Source organism: Pseudomonas deceptionensis (genome assembly GCF_900106095.1).
GTDB classification, from domain to species: domain Bacteria; phylum Pseudomonadota; class Gammaproteobacteria; order Pseudomonadales; family Pseudomonadaceae; genus Aquipseudomonas; species Aquipseudomonas deceptionensis.
In genome coordinates this window covers 4,455,464-4,477,691 of record NZ_FNUD01000002.1, presented here as the reverse complement: position 1 = coordinate 4,477,691, position 22,228 = coordinate 4,455,464, and the positions used below count along the sequence as shown (strand labels likewise).

Sequence of the window (22,228 nt, the reverse complement as noted above, 5' to 3'; positions counted from 1 at the left end):
AACAGTGCCGTCAGATTTCCAGTACTTCCATTTCCTGCAGCACCTGCGCCACGGCGTTTACAGCAGCCTGCATCTCAGCCTGATTGACGTGGCCGATGCAGCCCACACGGAAGGTCTCGACCTGGGTCAGTTTGCCCGGGTACAGGATGAAACCTTTGGCCTTGACGCGTTCGTAGAACTCCTTGAACTGGTAGCGCGGGTCTTTCGGCGCATGGAAGGTGACGATGATCGGCGCTTGAATGGCCTCGGGCAGAAAACTGCGAATGCCCAGTGCTGCCATGCCGTCGAGCAGTGCCCGGCAGTTGTTGGCGTAGCGCTGGTGGCGTGCTGGCAGGCCGCCTTCTTCGTTGTATTGCAGCAGTGCCTCGTGCAGCGCGGCGACCACGTGGGTGGGCGGGGTGAAGCGCCATTGCCCGGTCTTGGCCATGTAGGTGTGCTGGTCGTGCAGGTCCATCGACAGTGAGTGGCTGTTGCCGGCGGCGTTGGCCAGTGCCTCTTTGCGGGCGAAGACAAACCCCATGCCCGGTACACCTTCCAGGCATTTGCCGGAGGCTGCGATCAGTGCGTCAAACGGCACTTGCTGTGCGTCAACAGGCAAGGCGCCGAAGGAACTCATGGCGTCGATGATCAGACGCTTGCCGTGCCGGGCGATGACCGCAGCAATTTCGGGCAGCGGGTTCAGGATGCCGGTGCTGGTTTCGCAATGAATCAGCGCCACATGGGTGATGCTCGGGTCAGCTTGCAGCAGACGGTCAACGTCGGCGGCAGTGGTGGGCTCGTCTTCGGCGGTTTCAAAGGTGCTGAAACGGCGGCCCAGTACCTCACAAATCCTGGCCAGGCGTTTGCCGTACGCGCCGTTGATCAGCACCAGCACATTGCCGTCCCGTGGCACCAGGGTGCCAATGGCCGCTTCGACGGCGAAGGTGCCGCTGCCTTGCAGTGGCACGCAGTGATGGCTGGCACCGCCATTGATAATGGCCAGCAGTTGCTCGCACAGGCTGGCAGTCAACTGGTTGAAGCTGTCATCCCATGAGCCCCAGTCGACCATCATCGCCTGTCGGGTACGCTGCGAGGTGGTCAGTGGGCCAGGGGTCAGCAGGATCGGTGCGGCAGTACTCATTCTGGTTTCCTCACAAGCGTTGGGATGTACTGGATACACGGCATAAATTGCAGTTTGAGTTGCTATCAATCAAATTGTTTGTTGTTATGCCAGCCATCAGTGAGGCTTATAGATGAATTTATTCCAGCTCCGCGCCTTCGATGCCGTGGCCCGCGAAGGCAGTTTTACCCGGGCGGCGGCTCGCCTGTTTATCAGCCAGCCGGCGGTCACCGGGCATATCAAGACCCTTGAAGAGCACTACCAGATCACCTTGCTGCGGCGTACGGCCCGGCGTGTGGAGTTGACGCAGGAGGGGATCAAGCTGGCGGCCATTACCCGCGCCATGTTTGGCCTGGTCGATGAGGCGCAGGTCCTGCTGGAGGCCCATCGGCAGTTGCTGACCGGGCGCCTGGAAGTGGCGGCCGATGGCCCGCATCAGGTCATGCCGATGCTGGCCAGCCTGCGGGCGCGCTACCCGGGGATTACCGTAAATTTGCGGTTGGGCAATGCCCAGGAAACCCTGGCGGCATTGGTGTCAGAGCATGTGGATGTGGCCGTGCTGACCGAAATTGAACCGCGCAAAGGTCTGACCTTGCGGCCTCTCAACGAGTCGCGGATTTGCGCCCTGGTGCCGGCCAATCATCCGTGGCTGGGCCTGGCGGGCGGCATTGCCATCGAGCAGCTGGATCAGGTGATCATGGTGTTGCGTGAGCCGACGTCGATTACCCGCCGTACCTTCGATGCCGCGTGCGGGCAGGCCGGGGTCACCCCGCGCGTGCTGCTGGAGCTGGACAGTCGTGAAGCCGTTACCGAGGCGGTCGCCGCACAGCTGGGGGTGGGCGTCGTCTCGTCGGTAGAGGTCAGCCATGACTCCCGTGTTCGCGCGGTACCGATCAACGGCGCCGGGCTGGTCAACCGCCACATGCTCGGTTGTATGGAGCGCCGCGCCGAGTTGCGGCTGATCAAGGCGTTTATGGAGTTGGCGCCGTAGCCACGGCCGCGGCCTTCACAAATGCTCTTTTACGATGTCCAGAAACGTCGCCACCACCCGGCGTGAGCTTTGCTCGCGCAGGCACACGAGGGTTTCAGTCAGGCGTCTTTTGCAGTCGGTGATAGGCAGGGCAATCACCCGCGAGTCTGAGCCGAACTCTGCCGCCGACACCACGCCCACGCCAATCCCGACCACCACTGCTTCACGCGCCGCTTCGCGACCTTCAACCTGGATCGCGGCACGTATGCGCAAGCCGGCCTGGCTCATTTCTTCTTCAAGGGTTTGCCTGGTCACGGAGCCCACTTCGCGCAGCACCAGCGGTGTGTCATCCAGGTCGGCCAGGCAAATGGAACTGCGGCTGGCCCACGGGTGGGTTTGCGCGACAAACGCCACCATCGGATCGCTGCGCAAGGTCAGTGTCAGCAGTCGCTGATCACTGACGTCCCGCCCCAACAGCGCCAGATCCGCCTGATAGTTGAACAGTCGCGCCAGGGATTCGTCGGTGTTGCCGGTCTCGATGCGGACACGAATGCCAGGGTAGCGCTCACAGAAACGGGCGATCTGTGGCAGGACGTGAACGGGGGCATCCACGGCCAGCACCAGGCTGCCGGTTTGCAGGGCCTGGGAGTCTTGCAGCAGCTCTTGCGCCTCGGCCTGCACCACGAACAGGCGCTGGGTGATGCCCAGCAGGCGTTCGCCCAGGTCGGTCAGGCGCACCGAACGCTTATTGCGGTGGAACAGCAATACGCCAAACCGTTCTTCAAGTTTTCGGACCTGGTCGGAAATGGCCGGCTGGCTCAAAAACAATCGCTCGGCGGCGCGGGTGAAGCTGCCATGGACGGCAACCGCGTGGAAGGCTTTCAACTGCGCATGGGAAACCGACATCGGGCAACCTCTTACAAGCTGAGCTTATGAGTGAAATACGATAAATCGATTTTACCTATTAGTCAGTAATTGCTTTGATCGGCCTCAACCCGGCGTTATGTCCTCGATAGCGCCGGGTCGCGACACGGCCATGGGCGACCCTCATAACCAATAAAAACGGGTGCGTCATGGTGTGTCAGGTAAATGCCGGCCAGTTCTGAAGGACGGCATGAAGTGCTTAACACAATAAAAAAACAGGCGTTCTTTTCTGATTCTGCCGGCACATTCCATACCTGAGGTCAGACCCAACATGAACAAGTCCTTTGCCACCATCAAGCGTTGGCGCATGCAAGTATTTGCCATCACTTGGCTGGCCTACGCGGCCTTCTACTTCACTCGCAAAGCGTTTTCCGTCGCCAAACTGGGGATTGGCGAAGACCCCAGCTTCCATCTGGACAAGATGGCCATGGCCAATCTCGACGCCATCTACCTGGCTGCATACGCCGTCGGGCAATTCACCTGGGGCATCCTCGCCGATCGCTTCGGCCCGCGCGTTGTGGTGCTGGGCGGCCTGATCATCTCGGCGTTGGCGGCGCTGGCCATGGGCACTTTCGCCACGTTGCCGATCTTCGCCACCTGCATGCTGATTCAAGGGCTGGCGCAATCGACGGGCTGGTCGGCCCTGTGCAAAAACATCGGCAGCTTCTTCCCGGCCGAACAGCGTGGTCGGGTGCTGGGGCTGTGGAGTTCGTGCTACGCCTTTGGCGGTCTGGTGGCATCACCCTTTGCCGGGTGGTGGGCGTACACGGTGATGGGCACCTGGCACGCGGCGTTCATATCCAGTGCGGCTGTCGTGGCGGTAGCGGCGGTGCTGTTTTTTATTTTTCAGCGCAACAAGCCCGAGGACGTCGGCTTGCCGGCGGTAGAGCCGGAGCCTGAAATGAGCGCTGAGGAGATCGCTGCCGAAAAGTGCATCAGCATCTGGGCGCCGCTGCGCGAGATCATGCGCAACCGCACGGTGCTGACTCTGGGGCTGGCGTACTTCATGTTGAAACCGGCGCGTTACGCGATTCTGCTGTGGGGCCCGGTGATCGTTTTTGAACAGATGCCCCACGTGGGCAAGGTGGGCGCGGCGATCATTCCCACGGCATTTGAGCTGGCCGGCTTGCTGGGGCCGATCATGGTCGGCCTGGCATCCGACAAGCTCTTCGGTGCCCGGCGCATGCCCGCCTGTATTTTGAGTCTGCTGGCGCTGACCATTGCCCTGGCGTTCTTTATGGGGGCATTGCAGTCCGGCAGTGTGGTGCTGGTGGTGGCCCTGCTGTTTGTCATGGGGCTGACCCTGTACGGGCCGGACTCGATGATTTGTGGCGCGGCGGCGATTGATTTCGGCACCGCCAAAGCCGGCGCTACGGCCGCCGGCTTTGTGAACGGCTGCGGCTCGGTCGGGGCGGTTCTTGGCGGCTTGCTACCGGGTTACTTCGATACGGTCACGGTGTTTATCGTCTTTGCGGTCTGTGCCCTCTTTAGCGCGCTTGTGCTGATACCCCACTGGAACAGCCGCCCTCAGGGGCTCAAGCCCTACTGCGCGTTTGTGCCCAATCACCCGTTGTTGATCAAACCTTTGCGTACCTGAGCAGGAGAACTACCCATGCGACCTTTTTGGCTGGAACAGGCGCTTGCCCTGGAAAATGGTGAACCTTGTGCAGCGCTGGCGGGTGAGCGCCGGGCTCAAGTGTGCATTGTGGGCGGCGGTTACACCGGGCTGTGGACGGCGATCATGCTCAAGGAACAGAGCCCCGAGCTGGATGTGGTGCTGATCGAGGCGGATATCTGCGGCGCGGGTGCCAGCGGGCGCAATGGTGGCTGCGCCCTGTCGTGGTCGGCCAAATACTTCACCCTTGAGCGGCTGTTCGGGGTGGAAGAGGCGGTGCGGCTGGTGAACGCGTCAGAGCAAAGCATTTATGCCATCGGTGCGTTCTGTGACAAGTACGCAGTGGACGCCGATTACCGCCTGGATGGCACCTTGTACACCGCCACCAATCAGGCCCAGGTCGGTTCGACCGACGGCGTGATCGCGGCGCTGGAGCGCCAGTCCATCAACTCGTTCAGCAAGTTGCCGGTTGAAGAAGTGCAGCGCAGGGCCGGTTCGGCCCTGCATGTGGAGGGCTGGTTTTCACCGGCCGCCGCCAGCGTACAACCGGGCAAGCTGGTGCGCGGGCTGCGTCGGGTTGCGTTGCAGCTGGGCGTGAAGATTTACGAAAACTCCCCGATGACCGGGCTGGAGGAGGGCGCCACGGCGCTGATCCGCACACCTGCCGGGAGCATTCGCGCCGACCGCGTGGTGTTGGCGATGAATGCCTGGATGGCCCGAGCGTTCCCGCAGTTCGAGCGCAGTGTGGCGATTGTGTCCAGCGATATGCTGATTACCGAACCGCGCCCGGACCTGCTTGAAGAAATCGGCCTGACCAGCGGCGTCACCGTGCTCGATTCACGCATTTTTGTGCACTACTACCACAACACCCCGGACGGGCGAATCATGCTGGGCAAGGGCGGCAATACCTTTGCCTTTGGCGGTCGCATGTTGCCGGTATTCGATCAGCCTTCGCCCTATGCCGGGCTATTGCGCCAAAGCCTGGAGCAGTTTTTCCCGGCATTTGCCGGGGTTGCCGTGGAGGCTACCTGGAACGGGCCTTCCGATCGCTCGGTCACCGGCTTGCCGTTTTTCGGTCAGATGAGCAGCCACGGCAATGTGTTTTATGGCTTTGGCTATTCGGGCAGCGGGGTTGGACCGTGTCATATGGGAGGTCAGATCCTGGCATCGCTGGTACAGGGCCAAGCCAATGACTGGACACGCTCGCCGCTGGTCAACGGGCCGCTGGGGTATTTCCCGCCAGAACCCATTCGTTACCTGGGCTCGTTGATGGTGCGCAACGCAATTCGGCGCAAGGAGCGGGCCGAGGATCATGGTCGCCGGCCCCGGCATCTAGATGTGCGTCTGGCCAAATTCGCAGCGGCTGCGGGCAAGGCGGATAAGGGTTAAGCAGGCACGGATTGGATTTTTTGGTCGATTGCCGACTTCTTGCCGTATAAACTTGCGCCCATTCGACGGCCGACAGGCCGCGACACACCAGATTGAGAGAGCAAGCAATGGGCGCACAGTGGAAGGTTAAACATAAAGCGGACGCCGCCAACAGCCGCGGCAAGATTTTTGGCAAGCTGGCCAAGGAACTGACGGTTGCGGCCCGAAATGGCGCCGACCCGGACATGAACTCGCACTTGCGCCTGGTCTACGAGCAGGCCAAGAAAGCCTCGATGCCGGCTGACACCATCAAGCGCGCGATCAATAAAGGCGCCGGTATCGGTACCGAGGCCGTGCAATACCATCGTGTTACCTACGAAGGTTTTGCTCCCCATCAGGTGCCGCTGATCATTGAGTGCCTGACAGACAACATCAACCGCACGGTGGCTGAAATCCGCGTTGCCTTCCGCAAGGGCCAGTTGGGCGCTTCGGGTTCGGTGGCATGGGATTTCAACCACGTGGGCATGATCGAAGCCAAGCCGGACACCCCGGACGCTGATCCGGAAATGGCCGCGATTGAAGCCGGTGCCCAGGACTTCGAAGAAGGTGAAGAAGAAGGCACGACCTTGTTCATCACCGAGCCGACTGACCTGGACGCCGTGCAAAAAGCCCTGCCGGAGCAAGGCTTCACCGTGCTGTCGGCCAAGCTGGGCTACCAGCCGAAAAACCCGGTAAGTGGTTTGACTGACGAGCAGATGGCCGAGGTTCAGGAGTTTCTGGCGAAGCTGGAAGAGCAGGACGACGTGCAGGACATGTTTGTGGCGTTGGCGTAAGCCAGCACCGACCCTGTAGATACTCTGTTGTAGGTCAAGCCCTACTGTGGGAGCGAGCCTGCTCGCGAACGACCTTCGCGAGCAGGCTCGCTCCCACAGTTGCCGTTGTCCAAGCCGCTGACGATCGCAGCCTTCGTTCTTCGTCAGCGGCTACAAAGCGTCCAGCGTATTGGCCACCTCTGCAAACCCCGGCCGTGCCAACACGTCTGGCTGGGTACAGCGCTGTTGCAACCTTTGCAGCTCATTGCGCTGTTGATCACTCAAACCCGAGTCGATCCGCTCCAGCAACTCCCCCAATAAAATCCCGAACGCACGCACTTCGATGCGTTGCAGCGCACGGCTGTGCGGGCTGTCGTCGGTGGCGTGGAAGCACGCAGCGCCAAAATCCCCCAGCAGGCATTCGCCCTGTGCATTGAACAAAATATTGTGCCCGTACAAATCGCCATGACAGATGCCCTGCGCGTGCAGGTGGCCTGCCGCCGAGGCGATGCCCCGTGCGATGCGCAAGGCGCTGTCACCGGTGAAACGCGTGCTGTCGGCGTACACGTCGCGGCTGCAGGTGTCGAAGCTGGGCAGGGCGGCAAGGTTGATATACGACGGGTCGATGAGTTCCATGACCAGCGCGGCCTGGTTGTCAGGATGGCCCACTACGCGCCCCAGTACCTTGATCAGGTTGGGGTGCTGACCGGCAGCGATACAGGCGTTCATTTCATTGATCGGCGAGCCGTCGCTGGTAATGCTGCCCTTGTACAGTTTGACCGCCACCGATTGCACAGGCTGACCGGGGGCGTTCCAGCGCGCTTGATAAATGATCCCGGAGGCGCCTTCGCCCAACGTGTGTTCAAGCTCAAGCTGCGACCAGTCAATATTCGGTGTGTTGTCGGCTGCACGCTGAGCGCTGGCATCTTCACGCAGCGGGTTGCCGGCATAAGCCAGCCAGCTAAGGCCCGGCAATGCCAAGAGGGTGTCCGGCAGCTCGGTGAAACGGTTGGCGGCCAGCCGGATCAGCTCCAGGCGTTCGCAGTTTGCCAGACTGCGGGGCAGTTGCTGCAAGCGGTTCCCGGCCAGCATCAGCTTTTGCAGCAGGGGGCGCTGGCCCAGTTCTTCGGGCAACTGCTCGATGCAGTTGTCGGTCAGGATCAGCCAGCGCAGCAAAGGGGGTAGCGCCGCGCCGGGTACGCTCCCGATCCGGTTGGCCTTGAAGCCGATCATGCTGAGCTGCGCGCATTGGCCAAGGCATTGCGGCAGTTCGGTGAACTGGTTGTCCGAGCAAAACAGGATGCGCAAATGGGTCAGGCGATGCAGGTCGTCGGGCAGGCTGCTTAAGGCGTTACCGCTCAGGTTGAGGATTTGCAGCGAGTCGGCCAGCTGGAAAATCTCGGAGGGGAACTCGGTCAGCCCGCACGACAGATCAAGGCGTTTGAGGCCCGCCAATTGGCCGGCGCGCAGTTTAGCGAGGGTATCCATAAGCAGGGTCGGGTACTCGTGGTTGGGGCAAAAGTGCCGCGCATGATAACGATTAATCAGCGTGGGACCGAGTCTTTGCACGCTGGGGTCAGCAGGTTAAAAGTGATGAGCGGCACATCTATGTTTAATTTCGCACATAAGTGGACGTATTTTCCTTCAATGCTAGCCTTCATCCTATAAAAGCAAGCAGGGAAGAGTCGTGGAGCATCGTCTAGGGATAGTCATCATTGGCTCCTTGTTCAGTACATGTGTCTGGTCGGCGCAGTACGACGTTCAGGTACGAGTCATCGTCGAGCGGGGCTGCCAGCTGGTGGGCGTCACCCGTAACGCGGGCGTTGATTACCTGGGCATGCTTGATTTCGGTCGTGCCGCACGGCTCGACGGCCCCTCGTCACCCTTGAACGCAGCGCTGATAAACACTCGTTTACCCCGCCTTGAATGCAACCCGGATACCACCTATCAAATTCAGATCGACGGCGGCCAGCATGGTGGCACCGCCGATGTCCGCTATTTGGCCCTGGGGCCGGGTAGCCCGCCCATTCCTTATCGACTGTTCCGCGACCCGGGCCGCCAAATACCGTTGCAGGTCAATGTGCCGGTCAGTGGAACGGTGCCTGACAGCGGTTCTGTTGAGTTGCCGTTGTATGGCCGCATCGAGCCTTTGCAGCAGATTCCCCCTGTCGGGCTGTATGCCGACCTGTTGAAGGTCACCCTCACGTGGTAGTGCCAGGAGTACGGATATGGCCGCCCCTGTTCAATTGTCAGTCTTGCTTGCAGCCAGTGCGCTGTGGGTCACGGGTGCACAGGCGGCCATGCTTAACGGGCAGATTCAGGCGCGACTGGTGATTATGGCCAGCTGCCAGGTGAGCAGCGGGGCTGGTGCGGCCGATGAAAACCGCCTCGACCACCTTGGGACGCTCAGCTTTGGCTCACGGGGCCCGACCTGGGATACCCCGGTCGAGGCGTTGCTTGAGGGCAACGAAAGCAATTTGAAGGTGATCTGTAACCCTGCAGTGCGGGGTTTTTCAGTCTCCATAGATGGTGGCAATCACGGCAATGGCACGACCCGTCAGTTAAGTAATGGCCGGAAAATGATCCCTTACCGTTTGTATCTCGATGCCGCTGGCAGCAACAGCTACAGCATCGGGCAACAACACAATTTTGTGGTGGCAAGTGGTGGCCAGGTACCGATCCCGGTGTATGGCATGGTGATGGCGAATCCCGAAGCGCTTCCGGCGGGTATCTACCGCGACACGCTACGGGTCACGCTGGATTGGTAAACATGAGTGGGGTGCAAGATGCGCGTACTTAAATCAACGCTGGGTTTCTCATTGTTGGGCTTGATGTTGGCCGGTCAGGTGCAGGCGGTCACTACCGTGGGCGGCACCGTCAACGCCTCGTTGGTGTTGACGAGCAGTTGCCTGATCAACGGAGTGACAGGAGCTGAGGGGGCGGTCTTCGGAGCCCTGGACTTCGGTACCGAGACGACGATGTTTGGCACCGTGAACGGCCAAGTGCTGAGCGGCACCGGGGCCATGAAGGTCCTGTGTTCGGCCGGAACCACCCCCGCGATTACCCTCGGTGCCGGTAACCATGATGGACTGGCGCCCGCCCAAGGCACGCGGGCCTTGGCCAGTGGCAGTAATTACGTGGGGTATGACCTCTACAGTGATGTGGGCCGCACCACCCCGATAGCTATCGGCGGCAACGTTACGCTGCCACAGAGCACGGGTGTCGAACAAACGGTCAATATCTACGGCAAGGCTACCGGCAAAGTCGGGCTGCCGGCCGGGACCTATAGCGACACCATTACTGTTGTGCTGACCTTTTAATCCGTGTGGCGTGGTCGCGCGTTCTCTTGCTGGCGCTGCTTTTTTCAGGCAGCGGGGTTGCGCATGCCGCTACGACAGCAGCGGTGCAGGTCAGCGCCAGCATCGTGGCGGGTTGCGTTGTCACCAGTACGGGGGGGCTGTATGGCACCCTGAGTTTCGGGACTTATTCGGCATTAACGACCACCGCGGTGAGTGTGGCACTGGCAGGTGGCGTGACGCTGCAATGCACGCCGGGGGTGAGCGTGAGCATGGTGGTCGATGGCGGTTTGTACAACGCCAGCGGGCGTCATTTGAAAGTGGGCAGCGGCACTGCGCAGATTGCTTACCAGCTGTTTCAGGATGCAGCCCACAGCCAAAGCCTGGGTATCGCGCAGTCGGTCAACGTGCCTTACACCAACGCCAACGCCATCAGCCTGCCGATCTTTGGCTATGTGCTATTGCCGGGCAACCAGCCGGCGGGCACCTACAGCGATACGTTGCAAGTGCAATTATCTTATTGATGTCCAGGGATCAGGAGCTTGTTTATGCATTCATTCTTACGGCCAGTTCAGGGCCTGGCTTTTTGCTTGCTGGCAGTGGGCGTAGCCCCGTCGGCGCAGGCAGCCAGTTCGATTCTGATCTGGCCCATTGATCCGGTACTGGAGGCCGACCAGCAGGCCAGCGCCCTGTGGCTGGAAAACCGCGGTGACACGCCCGCGAACTTGCAGGTACGGGTATTTGCCTGGAACCAGGAGGGGTTTGACGACAAGTACGAGAACCAGCGTGACGTGGTCGGCAGCCCCCCTGTGGCCACCATCCAGCCCGGTCAAAAGCAGCTGATCCGCCTGACCCGCGCCAAGGCCTTCCCGGCTGGCGAGGAGCATGCATACCGCATCATCATTGATGAGATTCCTTTACCGCTGCCCCCTGCGGAGCCTGGCAGCAACAAGACGGCGGCCGCGATTCGCTTGCAGATGCGTTATTCGGTGCCGCTGTTCGCCTATGGCGCGGGACTGTGGAGCAAACCGGATGCAAGCCGCCCGCGTGACCCGACGGGTGCAGGTTTGCCGCAGTTGAGCGGGCGCACCCTCAAGGTCGATGGCAAGCCCTATGTCGAGGTGGTCAATCGCGGCGCGGTGCATGCGCGATTGACTGAGGCCTCGCTCAAGTCGGGTACTCAGTCCAAGCCGGTAGTGGAAGGGTTGCTCGGCTATGTGTTGCCGGGGGCAACGATGCGCTGGCCGGCGCCGGTAGCTCAGGGGGATGCGCTGCAAGTCCGGGTCAATGGGCAGACGCAGCTGCAGACGGTGCCATTAGCCCAGTAACCCTGGCAGGAGTCACACATCGCAAGTGATCTTCGATTAGTTCTCTTGGCATGTGCCCGTTTGGCACGCAGGGCAAAGGCGCCGGGGAGCGGTACCAGGGAGCGGTCACAGAAGGTCAGGGCATGGAAGTGAGCAAGGCACAAATGTTGGCCTTCCTCGGCGTGTGCAGTGTGCTTTGGGGGCCGTTGATCGAAGCTGGAGAGCTGCCGCCACCGCCTGCCAGCCTGGAGGCCGTTGCCGATGCCCAGCTGTACCTGGAACTGGTGATTAATCAAATGAACACGGGGCGACTGGTGCACGTTCAGCAACGTGCTGGCCAATTGTATCTGCAAGCGAACGTGCTGCAGGAAGCCGGAATTCACCTGCCCGTCACGCCACCTGAGGAGGTAGGCCTGGATAGCGTGCCGGGCTTGCACAGCGAGTACGACATTCAGGCCCAGCGCTTGTTGCTGGATGTGCCGCCCGACTGGTTGCCCGAGCAAGTGCTGGGCAGGCGCTCGGCTTACCCGCGCACCGACGCCATGAGCAGCTTCGGGGTCTTGTTCAACTACGACCTGTACCTCAACGACACCGATGACGCAGGCTCCTACCTGGCCGCCTGGAATGAAGTGCGGCTTTTCGACAGTTGGGGCACGCTGTCAAATACCGGGCAATACCGGCGCAGCATCGTCGCCGCCGGCGAAAACCAGATGAACAACGGCTACCTGCGCTATGACACCACCTGGCGTTTCTCCGACGATGAACGCATGCTCACCTACGAGGCGGGTGACCTGATCACCGTGGCCTTGCCCTGGACCAGCGCCATACGCATGGGCGGTGTGCAGGTATCACGGGACTTTGGTGTGCGTCCTGACCTTGTCACTTACCCGTTGCCGCAGTTTTCCGGGGAGGCGGCAGTTCCGTCCTCAGTGGATCTGTTTATCAACGGCTACAAGTCCTCCAGCGAAAACCTGCAGCCGGGGCCCTATACCCTGACCAATGTGCCTTACATCAATGGCGCCGGTGAAGCTGTGGTGGTGACCACCGATGCGCTGGGTCGGCAAGTGTCCACCAGCGTGCCGTTTTATGTGACCAGCAGCCTGTTGCAACAAGGTCTGAGTGATTTTTCCGTGTCGGCGGGCAGTGTGCGGCGCGGTTACGGGATCGACGATTTTGCCTACGGCCCCGGCGTATCTTCGGGCAGCCTGCGCTATGGCCTGACCAACAACCTGACCCTTGAAAGCCATCTTGAAGCCTCTGATTCACTGACGTTGGGCGGGGTAGGGGGCAACCTCAAGCTGGGCAATTTCGGGGTGCTCAACAGCGCAGTAAGCCAAAGCCAGTTCGATGGCCGCGGCGGCCGTCAGGTGAGCCTGGGCTACCAGTACAGCACGCCAGGCCTGAGCCTTGCCTATCAACGCTTGCAACGGTTTGACGACTACGCCGACCTGACGGTCATCGATACCGACTACATCAGCCTCAGCCGGCGCAGCGAGCAAGTGACCCTGGCCCTGGATCTGGACCGCTTCGGCAGCATGGGGGCCGGGTATTTCGACGTGGTGGCTGCCGATGCGACACGCACCCGCTTGCTCAACCTGAGCTGGAGCAAACCGCTGTGGTTCAACAGCAGCCTGTATGTCTCGGCCAACCGTGAACTGGGGGACAGCAACTGGGCGATGCAGGCGCAGATCGTGGTGCCGTTTGATGTGCGCGGCAACTTCAGCTTTGGTACCGAGCGCAGCAGCTCGGGGGTCACCCAGCAGCGGGTCAATTACAGTCGCAGTGTGCCGACCCAGGGCGGTGTTGGTTTCAACCTGGGTTATGCCACTGGCGATCCGCCGGACTACCGGCAGGCCGACCTGACCTGGCGCCTGCAATCGGTACAGTTGCAGGCCGGTGTGTATGGCACCTCGCAGCAGCAGACACGCTGGGCAGACGCCAGCGGTTCACTGGTGTGGATGGACGGGCAAACATTCGCCGCCAACCGCATCGACGATGCTTTTGTGGTCGTCAGCACCTCGGGTTTTCCCGATGTGGGCGTGCGCTACGAGAACCAGTGGATCGGCAATACCGACAAGAACGGTCACCTGCTGGTGCCCTGGAGCAGCGCTTACTATCGCGGCAAATACGAGATCGACCCGCTGAACCTGGCAGCCAATATCCTCAGCCCCAATGTGGAGCAACGAGTGGCTGTACGCCGGGGTAGCGGTTATCTGCTGGAGTTCCAATTAAGCCGGGTGGCGGCTGCCAGCGTGCACCTGGTCGACGCCAGGCAGCAGGATCTTGCATTGGGCAGCGCGGTGTTGAATGAGCAGAACGGTGCGCGTTCTGTCGTGGGTTGGGACGGGTTGGTGTACCTGGAAAACCTGGCCGAACAGAACTCGCTGCAGGTGATCATGCCCGATGGCCAGCAGTGCAAAGCGAAGTTTGGATTGCCGCCCGAGACGGATCAGGTGCCCCTGGTCGATCCGGTGGTGTGCCAGTGAAGTGGTCAGCCGGGGTGTTGCTGGTGTGCTGTCTGGCGGCATTTGAGGCCGAGGCTGGCTGTACGGCTGCGGCTACAGCCAGCCCCGCCAGTTTTGGCTCGATCAGCTCCAGCCTCGTGTACAGCGCTGCCCAGAACACGTCCTCAACAAATTCGGGCCTGACCTGCACCCCAGGCGGGATTTCACTGTTGGGTACCGCGTACTTCAAGGCCAAGATCACATCCGCCCAAACCGGCATGCTCGGGCCTACCGGGGATGTGATTGCCTACAACATCAGTGCAGGCAGCAATGGCACTCACCCCATCACCCGTGGCACTGCGTTTGACTTTGCCAGCAACGGGCTTCTGGGTACTCAGGCCCCCAGCAGCATCCCCTTGTACTTCACCACCGTCACCAACAACGTGGCCGCAGGCGTGTATACCGAAACCCTGAACGTTCAATGGGACTGGTATTACTGTACCGGGTTGGGGATCGGGAACGTTTGCCTTGGCTCGGATTCGGGAGTTGCCAAGATCAGCCATCTGACGGTGAGCGTGACTGTGGCCAACGACTGCACCATCACCGCCGCCAATATCAGCCTGGGCAGCGCACCAGTGGTCAGCGCATTTACCCCGGTCAGTCAGACCGTCAGCGTTGCCTGTACCAAAGGCAGTGCCTATACAGTGGGTTTCAGTGACGGCCTGCATCCGGTCAGTACCGGGGGGCGGCGTCAGATGATCTCGGGTAGCAACTACCTGGCCTACGATATTTTCAAAAGCGCCGGAACCACCCGCTGGGGAAGCGTAGGCACTGCCCGCCGGGCCAGTTCGACTGCTGAGGTCAACCCCGGTAATGGCCTGGGTCACATACCGAGCAGTGGCAGTCAGATTTTCAACTACAACGCCAAAATCTATACCGACCAGACCACGCCGCCAGCCGGAACCTATACCGACAGCGTGGTGCTGGACGTGGGTTTTTAGCGCAGTTCTCTGACCATGGCCGAGAGGGTGGTCAGCACATCCTTGGCCAGTTGTTTGGAGCGCTTGCCATCCCAGCCTGTGAGGGGGGCTGGCGCATCGTTGTTGTCCTTGAACGGCATTTCAAGGGTCAGTGACAGGCAGTCAAAGCGCTGGCCGACGCTGTTGCAGGCCAGGGTCATATTGGCTTGCCCGGGTTCGTCGCGGGTATAGCCGTGCTCGGTCTGGAAGTCCTTGGTCAGGCCGCTGAGGTGGGTGCGAAAGCGCTCCTCAAGGGTGGCCAGACGCGGGGTGTAGCCCGGGTTGCCTTCGCAGCCTGCGGTGAACACGTAGGGGATTTCTTCGTCGCCGTGAATGTCCAGAAACAGGTCGACGCCGTACTGGCTCATCTGCTCCAGGGCGAAGAACACTTCGGGGCTGACCTGCGGGCTGGTGTTTTGCCAGGCCCGGTTCAGATCCTGACCGTTGGCATTGGTGCGCAAGTGCCCGTGAAAGGCGCCATCGGGGTTCATGTTGGGGATCAGGTACAGGTCGGCGAAGTCCAGCAGCTTGCGCATTTGCGGGTCGCTGCCTTGTTCGAGGCGCTCGAAGATCCCTTCCATAAACCATTCGGCCATGTGTTCGCCGGGGTGCTGCTGGGCGATGATCCAGATCTTGCGCTTGTGGCTGGCGCCATTGCCTTTGCGCAACAATTGAATGTCGCGGCCTTCGGCACTTTTGCCCGTGGCCAGCAGCTCGCAACCTGACCACTGCAGGGCGTTCTTGATCAACTGATCATGGCGCTCACGGCTGTAGGGCTCGAAGTAGGCAAACCAGGCCTGGGGCTGTTCGGCATCAAGGTGAATGTTCAGTGAGGAGCCGTCGAAATCACTCGGTACCCGGAACCAGTTTTCCTGATCGTAAGACGCTACCGCCTGATAGCCATCCCAGGCTTTGTTGTAGGAAGACTGGCTGGCGTTGCTCAGCTGGAAATGGTGGGTATGCCCCGGCGTCAGGCCATCAACCTTGAAGTGGAACCACTGAAAATGCGGGCTCTTGGTGTCCGGCTTGATTGCCAGTTGAACCTGCAGCGGGTTACTGGCGTCCAGCACCTGGATATTGCCGCTGTCGAAGTCGCTGCTGATGTGAAGTGAGGAGGGCGCCACGGTCATCGTCAAATTCCGAAATCTGATAATTGTGGGCGTTACTGTACATCGCTATGGCGATAGGCCAATACGGAATTTTGAGCAAAAATATGAAGGAAAAAGCGAAGGGGGGCGTCATCCTTGACGCCGCGCAATTGTAGGGTTTTTGCGAGTGATTCTCAAGTGCTAAATTGCCATTACGGCCATAGTCCAGGACTTCAGGCTTCCGTTTGCCGATGTTCTTTTGCTATCATCGTCGGCATCGTAGCGGTCACCGAAAAAAACCGACCGCACACCAGACTTCATTAGCCTGAAGCACGCAGAGCCAGATAACTGGCCGCAAAAAAAAGACCCGGCCATAAGCCGGGTCAAATAACCGTGATTAGCCTGATGAGGAGCTAATTCAAAAGACCGACCTAAGGTCCCTTGAATTATCGACTGATCTCGCGACCAGCTGCATGCAATAGTAATCATTATCATTTGCAAAGCAAGTGTTTTCCCGCGCTTTTTGGAAATTTATTTTCCTTTTCCTGGCCCAGTGCTCTATCCCGCGGCCTGCAGAACTAGTCCAACAACAGCTCAGTGGTGCGTTTGACCTCACTCATGGCGATATTTGAGTGGGCTTCCTGGACGTGTGGCTTCTGCAACAAGTGATCGCGTAAAAAACGCTCATAACTGTCGATGTCATGGGTGACCACTTTCAGCAGGTAATCCATATCGCCCGCCATCGTGTAGCACTCGATCACTTCGGGGTAATCGGTGATGGCCTCTTCAAACTCCGTCAAATGACGTCGCCCGTGGCCCGACAGCCGCACATTGACGAAGACCACCACATTGAGCCCGAGCTTTTTGGGATTGAGCAGGGCGACCTTGCGTTCGATCAGGCCTTCCTCTTGCAGGCGATGGATGCGCCGCCAACAGGGGGATTGCGACAACTCCACATGTTCCGCCACCTCGGCGGCAGACAGGTCGGCATTGTGTTGCAACAGGCGAAGAATCTTGCGGTCGATAGCGCTTAATTTAATCTGCATGAACAGGTCTGATTTCTTATTTTTTTTGAATGATCCATGCAGGTTAGCAGATCATTTCCTGCAATTTAGAAAGAAAATTCCCAAGCAAAACCTTCACTCTTTTGCTGCGTACCGGGCGTTGGGTCAGATACTGACTTTTCGGTCTGGTGTGCTTCCAGGGCTAAAACAAGAGAGAGAACGAAATGCCGATTTTTGCTCACCCAGAATTCGATCACCACGAACAAGTCCAGTTCTGCCACGACAAAGCCACGGGCCTCAAGGCCATCATCGCGGTGCACAACACGCGCCTGGGCCCGGCTCTGGGCGGCTGCCGCATGTGGCCGTATGCCGACGAACAGCAAGCCTTGAACGATGTACTGCGCCTGTCCCGTGGCATGACCTACAAGTCGGCGCTGGCCGGGTTGCCGTTGGGCGGGGGCAAGGCGGTGATCATTGGTGACCCTCGCAAGGACAAGAGCGAAGCGTTGTTCCAGGCCATGGGCGAATTTGTGGAGAGCATGGGCGGGCGTTACATCACGGCGGCGGATTCTGGCACCGGTGTTGCCGAAATGGCCCTGATGGGTCAGCGCACCCGTCATGTGGTCGGTGCGGGCACGCGTGAGCAGTTGGGTGGCGGCACGCGCAGTGGCGATCCTTCTCCTGCAACGGCCCTGGGCGTGTTTATCGGCCTGCGCGAAGCCGTCTTGCAGCGACTGGGTCGCAGCGACCTCACGGGCTTGCGTGTGGCCATTCAGGGCCTTGGGCAAGTGGGTTTCGACCTGGCCCGGCAGCTCAAGGAGGCGGGGGCTGAACTGTGGGTCCACGACATTCAGGAGGCGAACGTGCGCCGTGCAGTCGACGAGCTGGGCGCCCACACGGTGAGTGCGCAAGACATCTACGGGCTGGAGGTTGACGTGTTCTCGCCGTGTGCGATGGGCGCCATCATCAACGATGAAACCTTGCAGCTGCTGCGGGCACCGGTGATTGCCGGTGCGGCCAATAATCAGCTTGCCAAAGCCAGCCATGCCGATGAGCTATGGCGTCGTGGCTGCCTGCATGCACCGGATTACGCGATCAATGCCGGCGGCATTATTGATGTGTCCTACGAGTACAACGGCGGTACACCCGAACAGGTCCGTCAGCATGTCGAAGGCATTGGTGAGACCTTGCGTCAGATATTTCTAAGGGCCAAAGCCCAGGATCGCAATACCACGAGCATTGCCGACAGCCTCGCGCAGGAACGTCTGAACGCTTGATGGAAAAGGCGTTGGTGTTCTTGTCGGGCAACCAGCGCCTTTTTTGCATCAGCTGGCAGGGAGCTGCTGTGCATCAATTGCCTTGTCGACCAACTGCTTGGAAGATTCCATGAAAAACAGGATGCCCATCAAAAAGTCACGCTGAGCACTCTGCTGATACTCGGCAGCACCCAGGGTGCTGGCAATTGCGCATTGCAAATATTCTGACGCGTGCACCAGCGCTTCTTCCTGGCTCAGGCCATCGCAGACCTGAAACACTTTCTTTTCAGAAACGTGCTGAGAAACAGATGGTTTCAAATAATAGTCCAGCGCACGTTGGGTTGCGGCGCAGTCCTTCAAGGAAACAAGCTCGGTTTCGGGCTCGTCCTCTAGCGGGATTTTTAGTATTGGGGCCATGGTTTACCTGCGTTTGAGGGATGAATCGAAACAGCAGTACAGTAATAGTACAAAAAGTATTTTATGGTTTGATTTAAATAATACAATATGTGTATTGTTGCGGCGTTCTCAATCCGTATTGTTCGGCAGATGGATAAATGGATCGCTTTAGTCAGAACGAAATTGCGCGAGCTAAAACTCACGCAAGAAAAACTCGCCGAACGCGTCGGGGCTTCCCAGGGCGGAGTCGGTCATTGGCTCAATAAACGCCGTCAGCCCGACTTGCAAACGATGAACAACGTGCTGCATGCCCTTGGGCTTGAGCACCTTGAAGTCGCCCTGGTCGTTCGGGAGCGCAGAGGCACAGGCGATACGTCCGGCCCGGACGAATACACCTATGACATCACTTCGGCTTTCCGTTATCCGGTCAGGGACTGGGTGACTGCAGGGCAGGTTCACGAGAAAGCTCAGGTCGGTTATGCGCCGCCCGGTACGATCTTCGAAGTCAGCGATCACTACGCCAAAGGAGCGGCGTTCTGGCTGCAAGTGACGGGTGATGCCATGACGTCCCAGGTGGGGCTGAGCATCGGCCAGGGGATGATGATTCTGGTTGATCCGGATATCGAGGCCGTACCGGGCAAGATGGTCATTGCCTTGACGCCGGAGTCCGAGACCACGACCTTCCGGCAGTTGATCGAAGAAAGCGGTCAACGCTACCTCAAGCCACTCAATCCGACCTATCCAAAGACCTTGCTGGATGAGCGCTGCCAGATTATCGGGGTGGTGGTGCAAGCCACGGCCAAGTTCTAGCTACAGCGGTCAACGGTTGCAAAAAAAGGCGGATACCGATCACGGTATCCGCCTTTTTTCATTCCAGTTCGACCAGGGCGGAGCCCTCGCTGACCATCTCGCCTTCCAGGCAGAACAAGGCTTTGATCACGCCACCGTGGGGCGCCCGCAGGCTGTGTTCCATTTTCATGGCTTCGAGGACCACCAGTTGCGCGCCAGCCTCAACGGTCTGGCCCACTTCGACCAGTACCCGCACGATGCTGCCGTTCATTGGGGCTGTGAGGCCGCCTTGGGCAACGTGGCTGGCGCCGACGGCAGCAATCTGGTCGTGCAGGCGCACGCCGTGCAGCTCGGCATCCCAGCGCAGGTACAGGGTGTCAGCCCGGCGAATGGCCAAATGCTGACGCCGTACGCCGTCCTGCTCGATGACTAAGTGTTCATCGCGCAAAGTGGCCGTGTTGCCACTGAGGTGGATGACCTGTTGTTCGCCATTACAGTTCAGGGCCAGCAAGGTGCGAGCCGGCAAGCCACTGCGAAAGCCGTTGTTGGCTGACCAGGGCGAGGCCGTGTCATCGCCGCGTACCTGTGGTGGCTGGCTTTGATGGAAGGCCTGCGCCGCAGCAGACCAAAAAGCTGTGGGCAGAGGCTGAGCAGCAGGTAGCAGTTCTTCTTGGTAGCGCGGGATAAATCCGGTATCGAGTTCGGCAGCGGCGAAGGCCGGGTGTCCGATGATTCGGCGCAAAAAGCTCAGGTTGGTTTTCAACCCGCCAATGGCGAACTCGTCGAGCATCGCCAGCAGCCGCAAGCGCGCCTGTTCGCGGTCTTCCCCCCAGGCAATCAGCTTGCCCAGCATCGGGTCGTAGAAAGGTGAAACCTCATCGCCCTCGCTGACGCCGCTGTCCACCCGTCTGCCAGGGCCTGCGGCGGATTCGCGATACACCTCGAGGCGCCCGGTTTGGGGCAGAAAATCATGGCTCGGGTCTTCAGCGTACAAACGCACTTCGATGGCGTGGCCACGTAACGGCACTTGCGCCTGGGTGATGGGCAAGGCTTCACCCCGTGCCACGCGGATTTGCCAGGCCACCAGGTCCAGCCCGGTTATGGCTTCGGTGACCGGGTGCTCAACCTGCAAGCGCGTGTTCATCTCCATAAAGAAGAACTCGCCCCGCGCATCCAGTAAAAATTCCACGGTACCGGCACCCACATAGCCGATAGTCTGCGCGGCCTTTACGGCAGCTTCGCCCATGGCCTGGCGCTGCTCGGCACTGAGGCCCGGTGCTGGTGCTTCTTCTACCACTTTCTGGTGACGGCGCTGAATCGAGCAGTCGCGTTCATTGAGGTAGAGGCAGTTGCCGTGTTGATCGGCAAAGATCTGGATTTCCACATGGCGCGGTTTGAGCACGTACTTCTCGACCAGCATCCGCGCATCGCCAAAGGATGACAGGGCCTCACGCTGGGCCGAGGCCAGCGCCTCGGCCAGTTGGCTGACGTCTTCGACCACTTTCATGCCCTTGCCGCCGCCACCTGCCGTGGCTTTGAGCAACACCGGGTAGCCGATGCGGTCTGCGGCGAGGCGGAAGGTTTCCAGGTCCTGGGCTTCGCCGTGATAGCCAGGGACCAGGGGGACGCCTGCAACTTCCATCAAGGCTTTGGCTGCCGACTTGCTGCCCATGGCATCGATGGCACTGGCGGGCGGCCCGAGGAAGATCAGCCCGGCGGCTTCAATGGCGCGAGCAAAGTCAGCGTTCTCCGACAGGAAGCCGTAGCCGGGATGGATGGCCTGAGCACCGCTGGCCTTGGCCGCGCTGATGATTTTGTCGATTCGCAGGTAGCTGTCGGCAGCCTTGCTGCCCCCCAGGTCCACGCAGATATCGGCTTCGCGGCAATGGCGCGCATCACGATCGGTAGCGCTGTGGACCGCGACGGTCGAGAGGCCCAGTGCTTTGGCTGTGCGCATCACCCGGCAGGCGATTTCGCCACGGTTGGCGACCAACACGCAAGTAAGAAGAGGGGCGGTCATGAGCGCGGGTCCTGAGTCGATGGATCGGGTTGCCAGCTGGGAGCACGTTTTTGCAGAAAGGCACGCAAACCTTCCTGGCCTTCAGGGCTGACCCGAATCCGCGCAATGGCGTTTTCGCAGTAGCGGCGAATGGCCGGGGTTGGCGCGCCATGGCTGACTTCGCGCAGCAGGTCCTTGCACGAGCGCATGGCTTGCGGGCTGTTGAGCAGCAGGTTGTCGACCCAGTGGGCGATATGTTGTTCAAGTTCGCCGAGGGGGTAGCACTCGGACAGCAACCCCAGTTCGCGGGCACGCTCGCCGCTGAAACGTTCCGCGGTCAGGGCGTAGCGCCGCGCCGCGCGCTCACCGATGGCCTGCACCACGAAGGGGCTGATCACGGCTGGCGCCAGGCCAATGCGCACTTCAGACAAACAGAACTGGGCATCGTCTGCGCCGATGGCCATATCGCAGGCGCTAATCAGGCCCAGCGCGCCACCATAGGCTGCGCCTTGCACTACGGCCAGGGTCGGCATTTTCAGCTTGGCCAGGTTGTACATCAATTCGGCCAGGTGGCGGGCGTCGTCGAGATTGGTGTTGTAGTCCAGCTCGGCCGATTGCTGCATCCAGGCCAGATCGGCACCGGCGCTGAAATGTTTGCCGCGCCCGCGCAGGACCAGAAAGCGCAGGCTGGCGTCGGCTTGCACCAAGTCCAGAGCAAGGATCAGCTCGCGGATCATCTCGGCATTGAAGGCATTGTTCTTTTGCTCGCGACTCAACCACAGGGTGGCAAAGCCCCGGGGGTCGGTGTGCAGTTCGAGGGTGTTGAAATCAATCATGTCCGT

Annotated in this window: 21 protein-coding genes; 13 read left to right on the top strand and 8 right to left on the bottom strand. The window is 60.1% G+C overall.

Annotation, left to right across the window (positions count from 1 at the left end; translation table 11 throughout):
• Positions 1–10: 10 nt before the first annotated feature.
• Complete coding sequence (locus BLW11_RS20695; protein WP_048359614.1) at positions 11–1,120, bottom strand: 2-aminoethylphosphonate--pyruvate transaminase; 1,110 nt, start codon at positions 1,118–1,120, stop codon at positions 11–13.
• A 112-nt stretch (positions 1,121–1,232) separates the two neighbouring features.
• Between BLW11_RS20695 and BLW11_RS20690 the strand changes: the two genes are divergently transcribed.
• Positions 1,233–2,090 (top strand): LysR substrate-binding domain-containing protein, encoded by an 858-nt coding sequence (locus tag BLW11_RS20690; RefSeq protein ID WP_048359613.1) that lies wholly within the window; start codon positions 1,233–1,235, stop codon positions 2,088–2,090.
• A 15-nt stretch (positions 2,091–2,105) separates the two neighbouring features.
• On the opposite strand, the gene BLW11_RS20685 is transcribed toward BLW11_RS20690, so the two are convergent.
• The gene (locus BLW11_RS20685; protein WP_048359612.1) at positions 2,106–2,975 is read right to left on the bottom strand and encodes a LysR substrate-binding domain-containing protein; all 870 of its coding nucleotides are present in this window, start codon (positions 2,973–2,975) and stop codon (positions 2,106–2,108) included.
• A 289-nt stretch (positions 2,976–3,264) separates the two neighbouring features.
• Between BLW11_RS20685 and BLW11_RS20680 the strand changes: the two genes are divergently transcribed.
• From BLW11_RS20680 to BLW11_RS20670, 3 genes are all read left to right on the top strand, one after another.
• Entirely contained in the window at positions 3,265–4,590 is a 1,326-nt protein-coding gene (locus BLW11_RS20680) for an MFS transporter (RefSeq protein WP_048359611.1), read from the top strand.
• A gap of 15 nt (positions 4,591–4,605) precedes the next feature.
• Positions 4,606–5,997, top strand: a complete 1,392-nt coding sequence (locus tag BLW11_RS20675; RefSeq protein ID WP_048359610.1) for an FAD-dependent oxidoreductase — start codon at positions 4,606–4,608, stop codon at positions 5,995–5,997.
• A 107-nt stretch (positions 5,998–6,104) separates the two neighbouring features.
• Complete coding sequence (locus BLW11_RS20670; RefSeq protein ID WP_048359609.1) at positions 6,105–6,809, top strand: YebC/PmpR family DNA-binding transcriptional regulator; 705 nt, start codon at positions 6,105–6,107, stop codon at positions 6,807–6,809.
• Between the two features lie 150 nt (positions 6,810–6,959).
• Here the strand turns inward: BLW11_RS20670 and BLW11_RS20665 are convergent, their stop codons facing one another.
• Positions 6,960–8,276, bottom strand: coding sequence for a protein kinase (locus BLW11_RS20665; protein WP_048359608.1), 1,317 nt, complete (start codon positions 8,274–8,276; stop codon positions 6,960–6,962).
• Positions 8,277–8,493: 217 nt separating this feature from the next.
• On the opposite strand from BLW11_RS20665, the gene BLW11_RS20660 reads away from it, so the two are divergent.
• The 7 genes from BLW11_RS20660 to BLW11_RS20630 all read left to right on the top strand — a co-directional run bounded on the left by BLW11_RS20660 (position 8,494) and on the right by BLW11_RS20630 (position 14,836).
• Positions 8,494–9,000: a Csu type fimbrial protein gene (locus BLW11_RS20660; RefSeq protein WP_425272783.1), complete on the top strand. Its 507-nt coding sequence runs from the start codon at positions 8,494–8,496 to the stop codon at positions 8,998–9,000.
• A gap of 16 nt (positions 9,001–9,016) precedes the next feature.
• Positions 9,017–9,556, top strand: a complete 540-nt coding sequence (locus BLW11_RS20655; RefSeq protein ID WP_048359606.1) for a Csu type fimbrial protein — start codon at positions 9,017–9,019, stop codon at positions 9,554–9,556.
• An 18-nt stretch (positions 9,557–9,574) separates the two neighbouring features.
• The gene (locus BLW11_RS20650; protein WP_048359605.1) at positions 9,575–10,108 is read left to right on the top strand and encodes a Csu type fimbrial protein; all 534 of its coding nucleotides are present in this window, start codon (positions 9,575–9,577) and stop codon (positions 10,106–10,108) included.
• A 5-nt stretch (positions 10,109–10,113) separates the two neighbouring features.
• Positions 10,114–10,608, top strand: coding sequence for a Csu type fimbrial protein (locus BLW11_RS20645; RefSeq protein ID WP_048359604.1), 495 nt, complete (start codon positions 10,114–10,116; stop codon positions 10,606–10,608).
• Between the two features lie 24 nt (positions 10,609–10,632).
• Complete coding sequence (locus BLW11_RS20640; protein ID WP_048359603.1) at positions 10,633–11,412, top strand: fimbrial biogenesis chaperone; 780 nt, start codon at positions 10,633–10,635, stop codon at positions 11,410–11,412.
• A gap of 143 nt (positions 11,413–11,555) precedes the next feature.
• Positions 11,556–13,877 (top strand): fimbria/pilus outer membrane usher protein, encoded by a 2,322-nt coding sequence (locus BLW11_RS20635; RefSeq protein ID WP_048360178.1) that lies wholly within the window; start codon positions 11,556–11,558, stop codon positions 13,875–13,877.
• Positions 13,874–14,836, top strand: a complete 963-nt coding sequence (locus BLW11_RS20630; RefSeq protein ID WP_048359602.1) for a Csu type fimbrial protein — start codon at positions 13,874–13,876, stop codon at positions 14,834–14,836. The genes BLW11_RS20635 and BLW11_RS20630 overlap by 4 nt, the downstream gene beginning before the upstream one ends.
• Here the strand turns inward: BLW11_RS20630 and BLW11_RS20625 are convergent.
• The gene (locus BLW11_RS20625; RefSeq protein ID WP_048359601.1) at positions 14,833–15,984 is read right to left on the bottom strand and encodes a M14 family metallopeptidase; all 1,152 of its coding nucleotides are present in this window, start codon (positions 15,982–15,984) and stop codon (positions 14,833–14,835) included. The genes BLW11_RS20630 and BLW11_RS20625 overlap by 4 nt on opposite strands.
• Before the next feature lie 536 nt (positions 15,985–16,520).
• Entirely contained in the window at positions 16,521–16,988 is a 468-nt protein-coding gene (locus BLW11_RS20620; protein ID WP_016782348.1) for an Lrp/AsnC family transcriptional regulator, read from the bottom strand.
• A 182-nt stretch (positions 16,989–17,170) separates the two neighbouring features.
• Between BLW11_RS20620 and BLW11_RS20615 the strand changes: the two genes are divergently transcribed.
• Complete coding sequence (locus BLW11_RS20615) at positions 17,171–18,223, top strand: Glu/Leu/Phe/Val dehydrogenase dimerization domain-containing protein (RefSeq protein WP_048359600.1); 1,053 nt, start codon at positions 17,171–17,173, stop codon at positions 18,221–18,223.
• A gap of 48 nt (positions 18,224–18,271) precedes the next feature.
• Here BLW11_RS20615 and BLW11_RS20610 read toward each other — a convergent pair whose 3' ends face one another.
• Entirely contained in the window at positions 18,272–18,619 is a 348-nt protein-coding gene (locus tag BLW11_RS20610) for a DUF6124 family protein (protein WP_048359599.1), read from the bottom strand.
• A 129-nt stretch (positions 18,620–18,748) separates the two neighbouring features.
• Between BLW11_RS20610 and BLW11_RS20605 the strand changes: the two genes are divergently transcribed.
• The gene (locus BLW11_RS20605; RefSeq protein WP_048359598.1) at positions 18,749–19,408 is read left to right on the top strand and encodes a LexA family protein; all 660 of its coding nucleotides are present in this window, start codon (positions 18,749–18,751) and stop codon (positions 19,406–19,408) included.
• A 58-nt stretch (positions 19,409–19,466) separates the two neighbouring features.
• Here the strand turns inward: BLW11_RS20605 and BLW11_RS20600 are convergent, their stop codons facing one another.
• Both BLW11_RS20600 and BLW11_RS20595 read right to left on the bottom strand, forming a co-directional pair.
• A complete protein-coding gene (locus BLW11_RS20600) occupies positions 19,467–21,407 on the bottom strand; it encodes an acetyl/propionyl/methylcrotonyl-CoA carboxylase subunit alpha (RefSeq protein ID WP_048359597.1) in 1,941 nt (646 codons plus the stop codon).
• A complete protein-coding gene (locus BLW11_RS20595; protein WP_048359596.1) occupies positions 21,404–22,222 on the bottom strand; it encodes a gamma-carboxygeranoyl-CoA hydratase in 819 nt (272 codons plus the stop codon). Before BLW11_RS20595 ends, BLW11_RS20600 begins: the two co-directional genes overlap by 4 nt.
• Positions 22,223–22,228 lie beyond the last annotated feature (6 nt).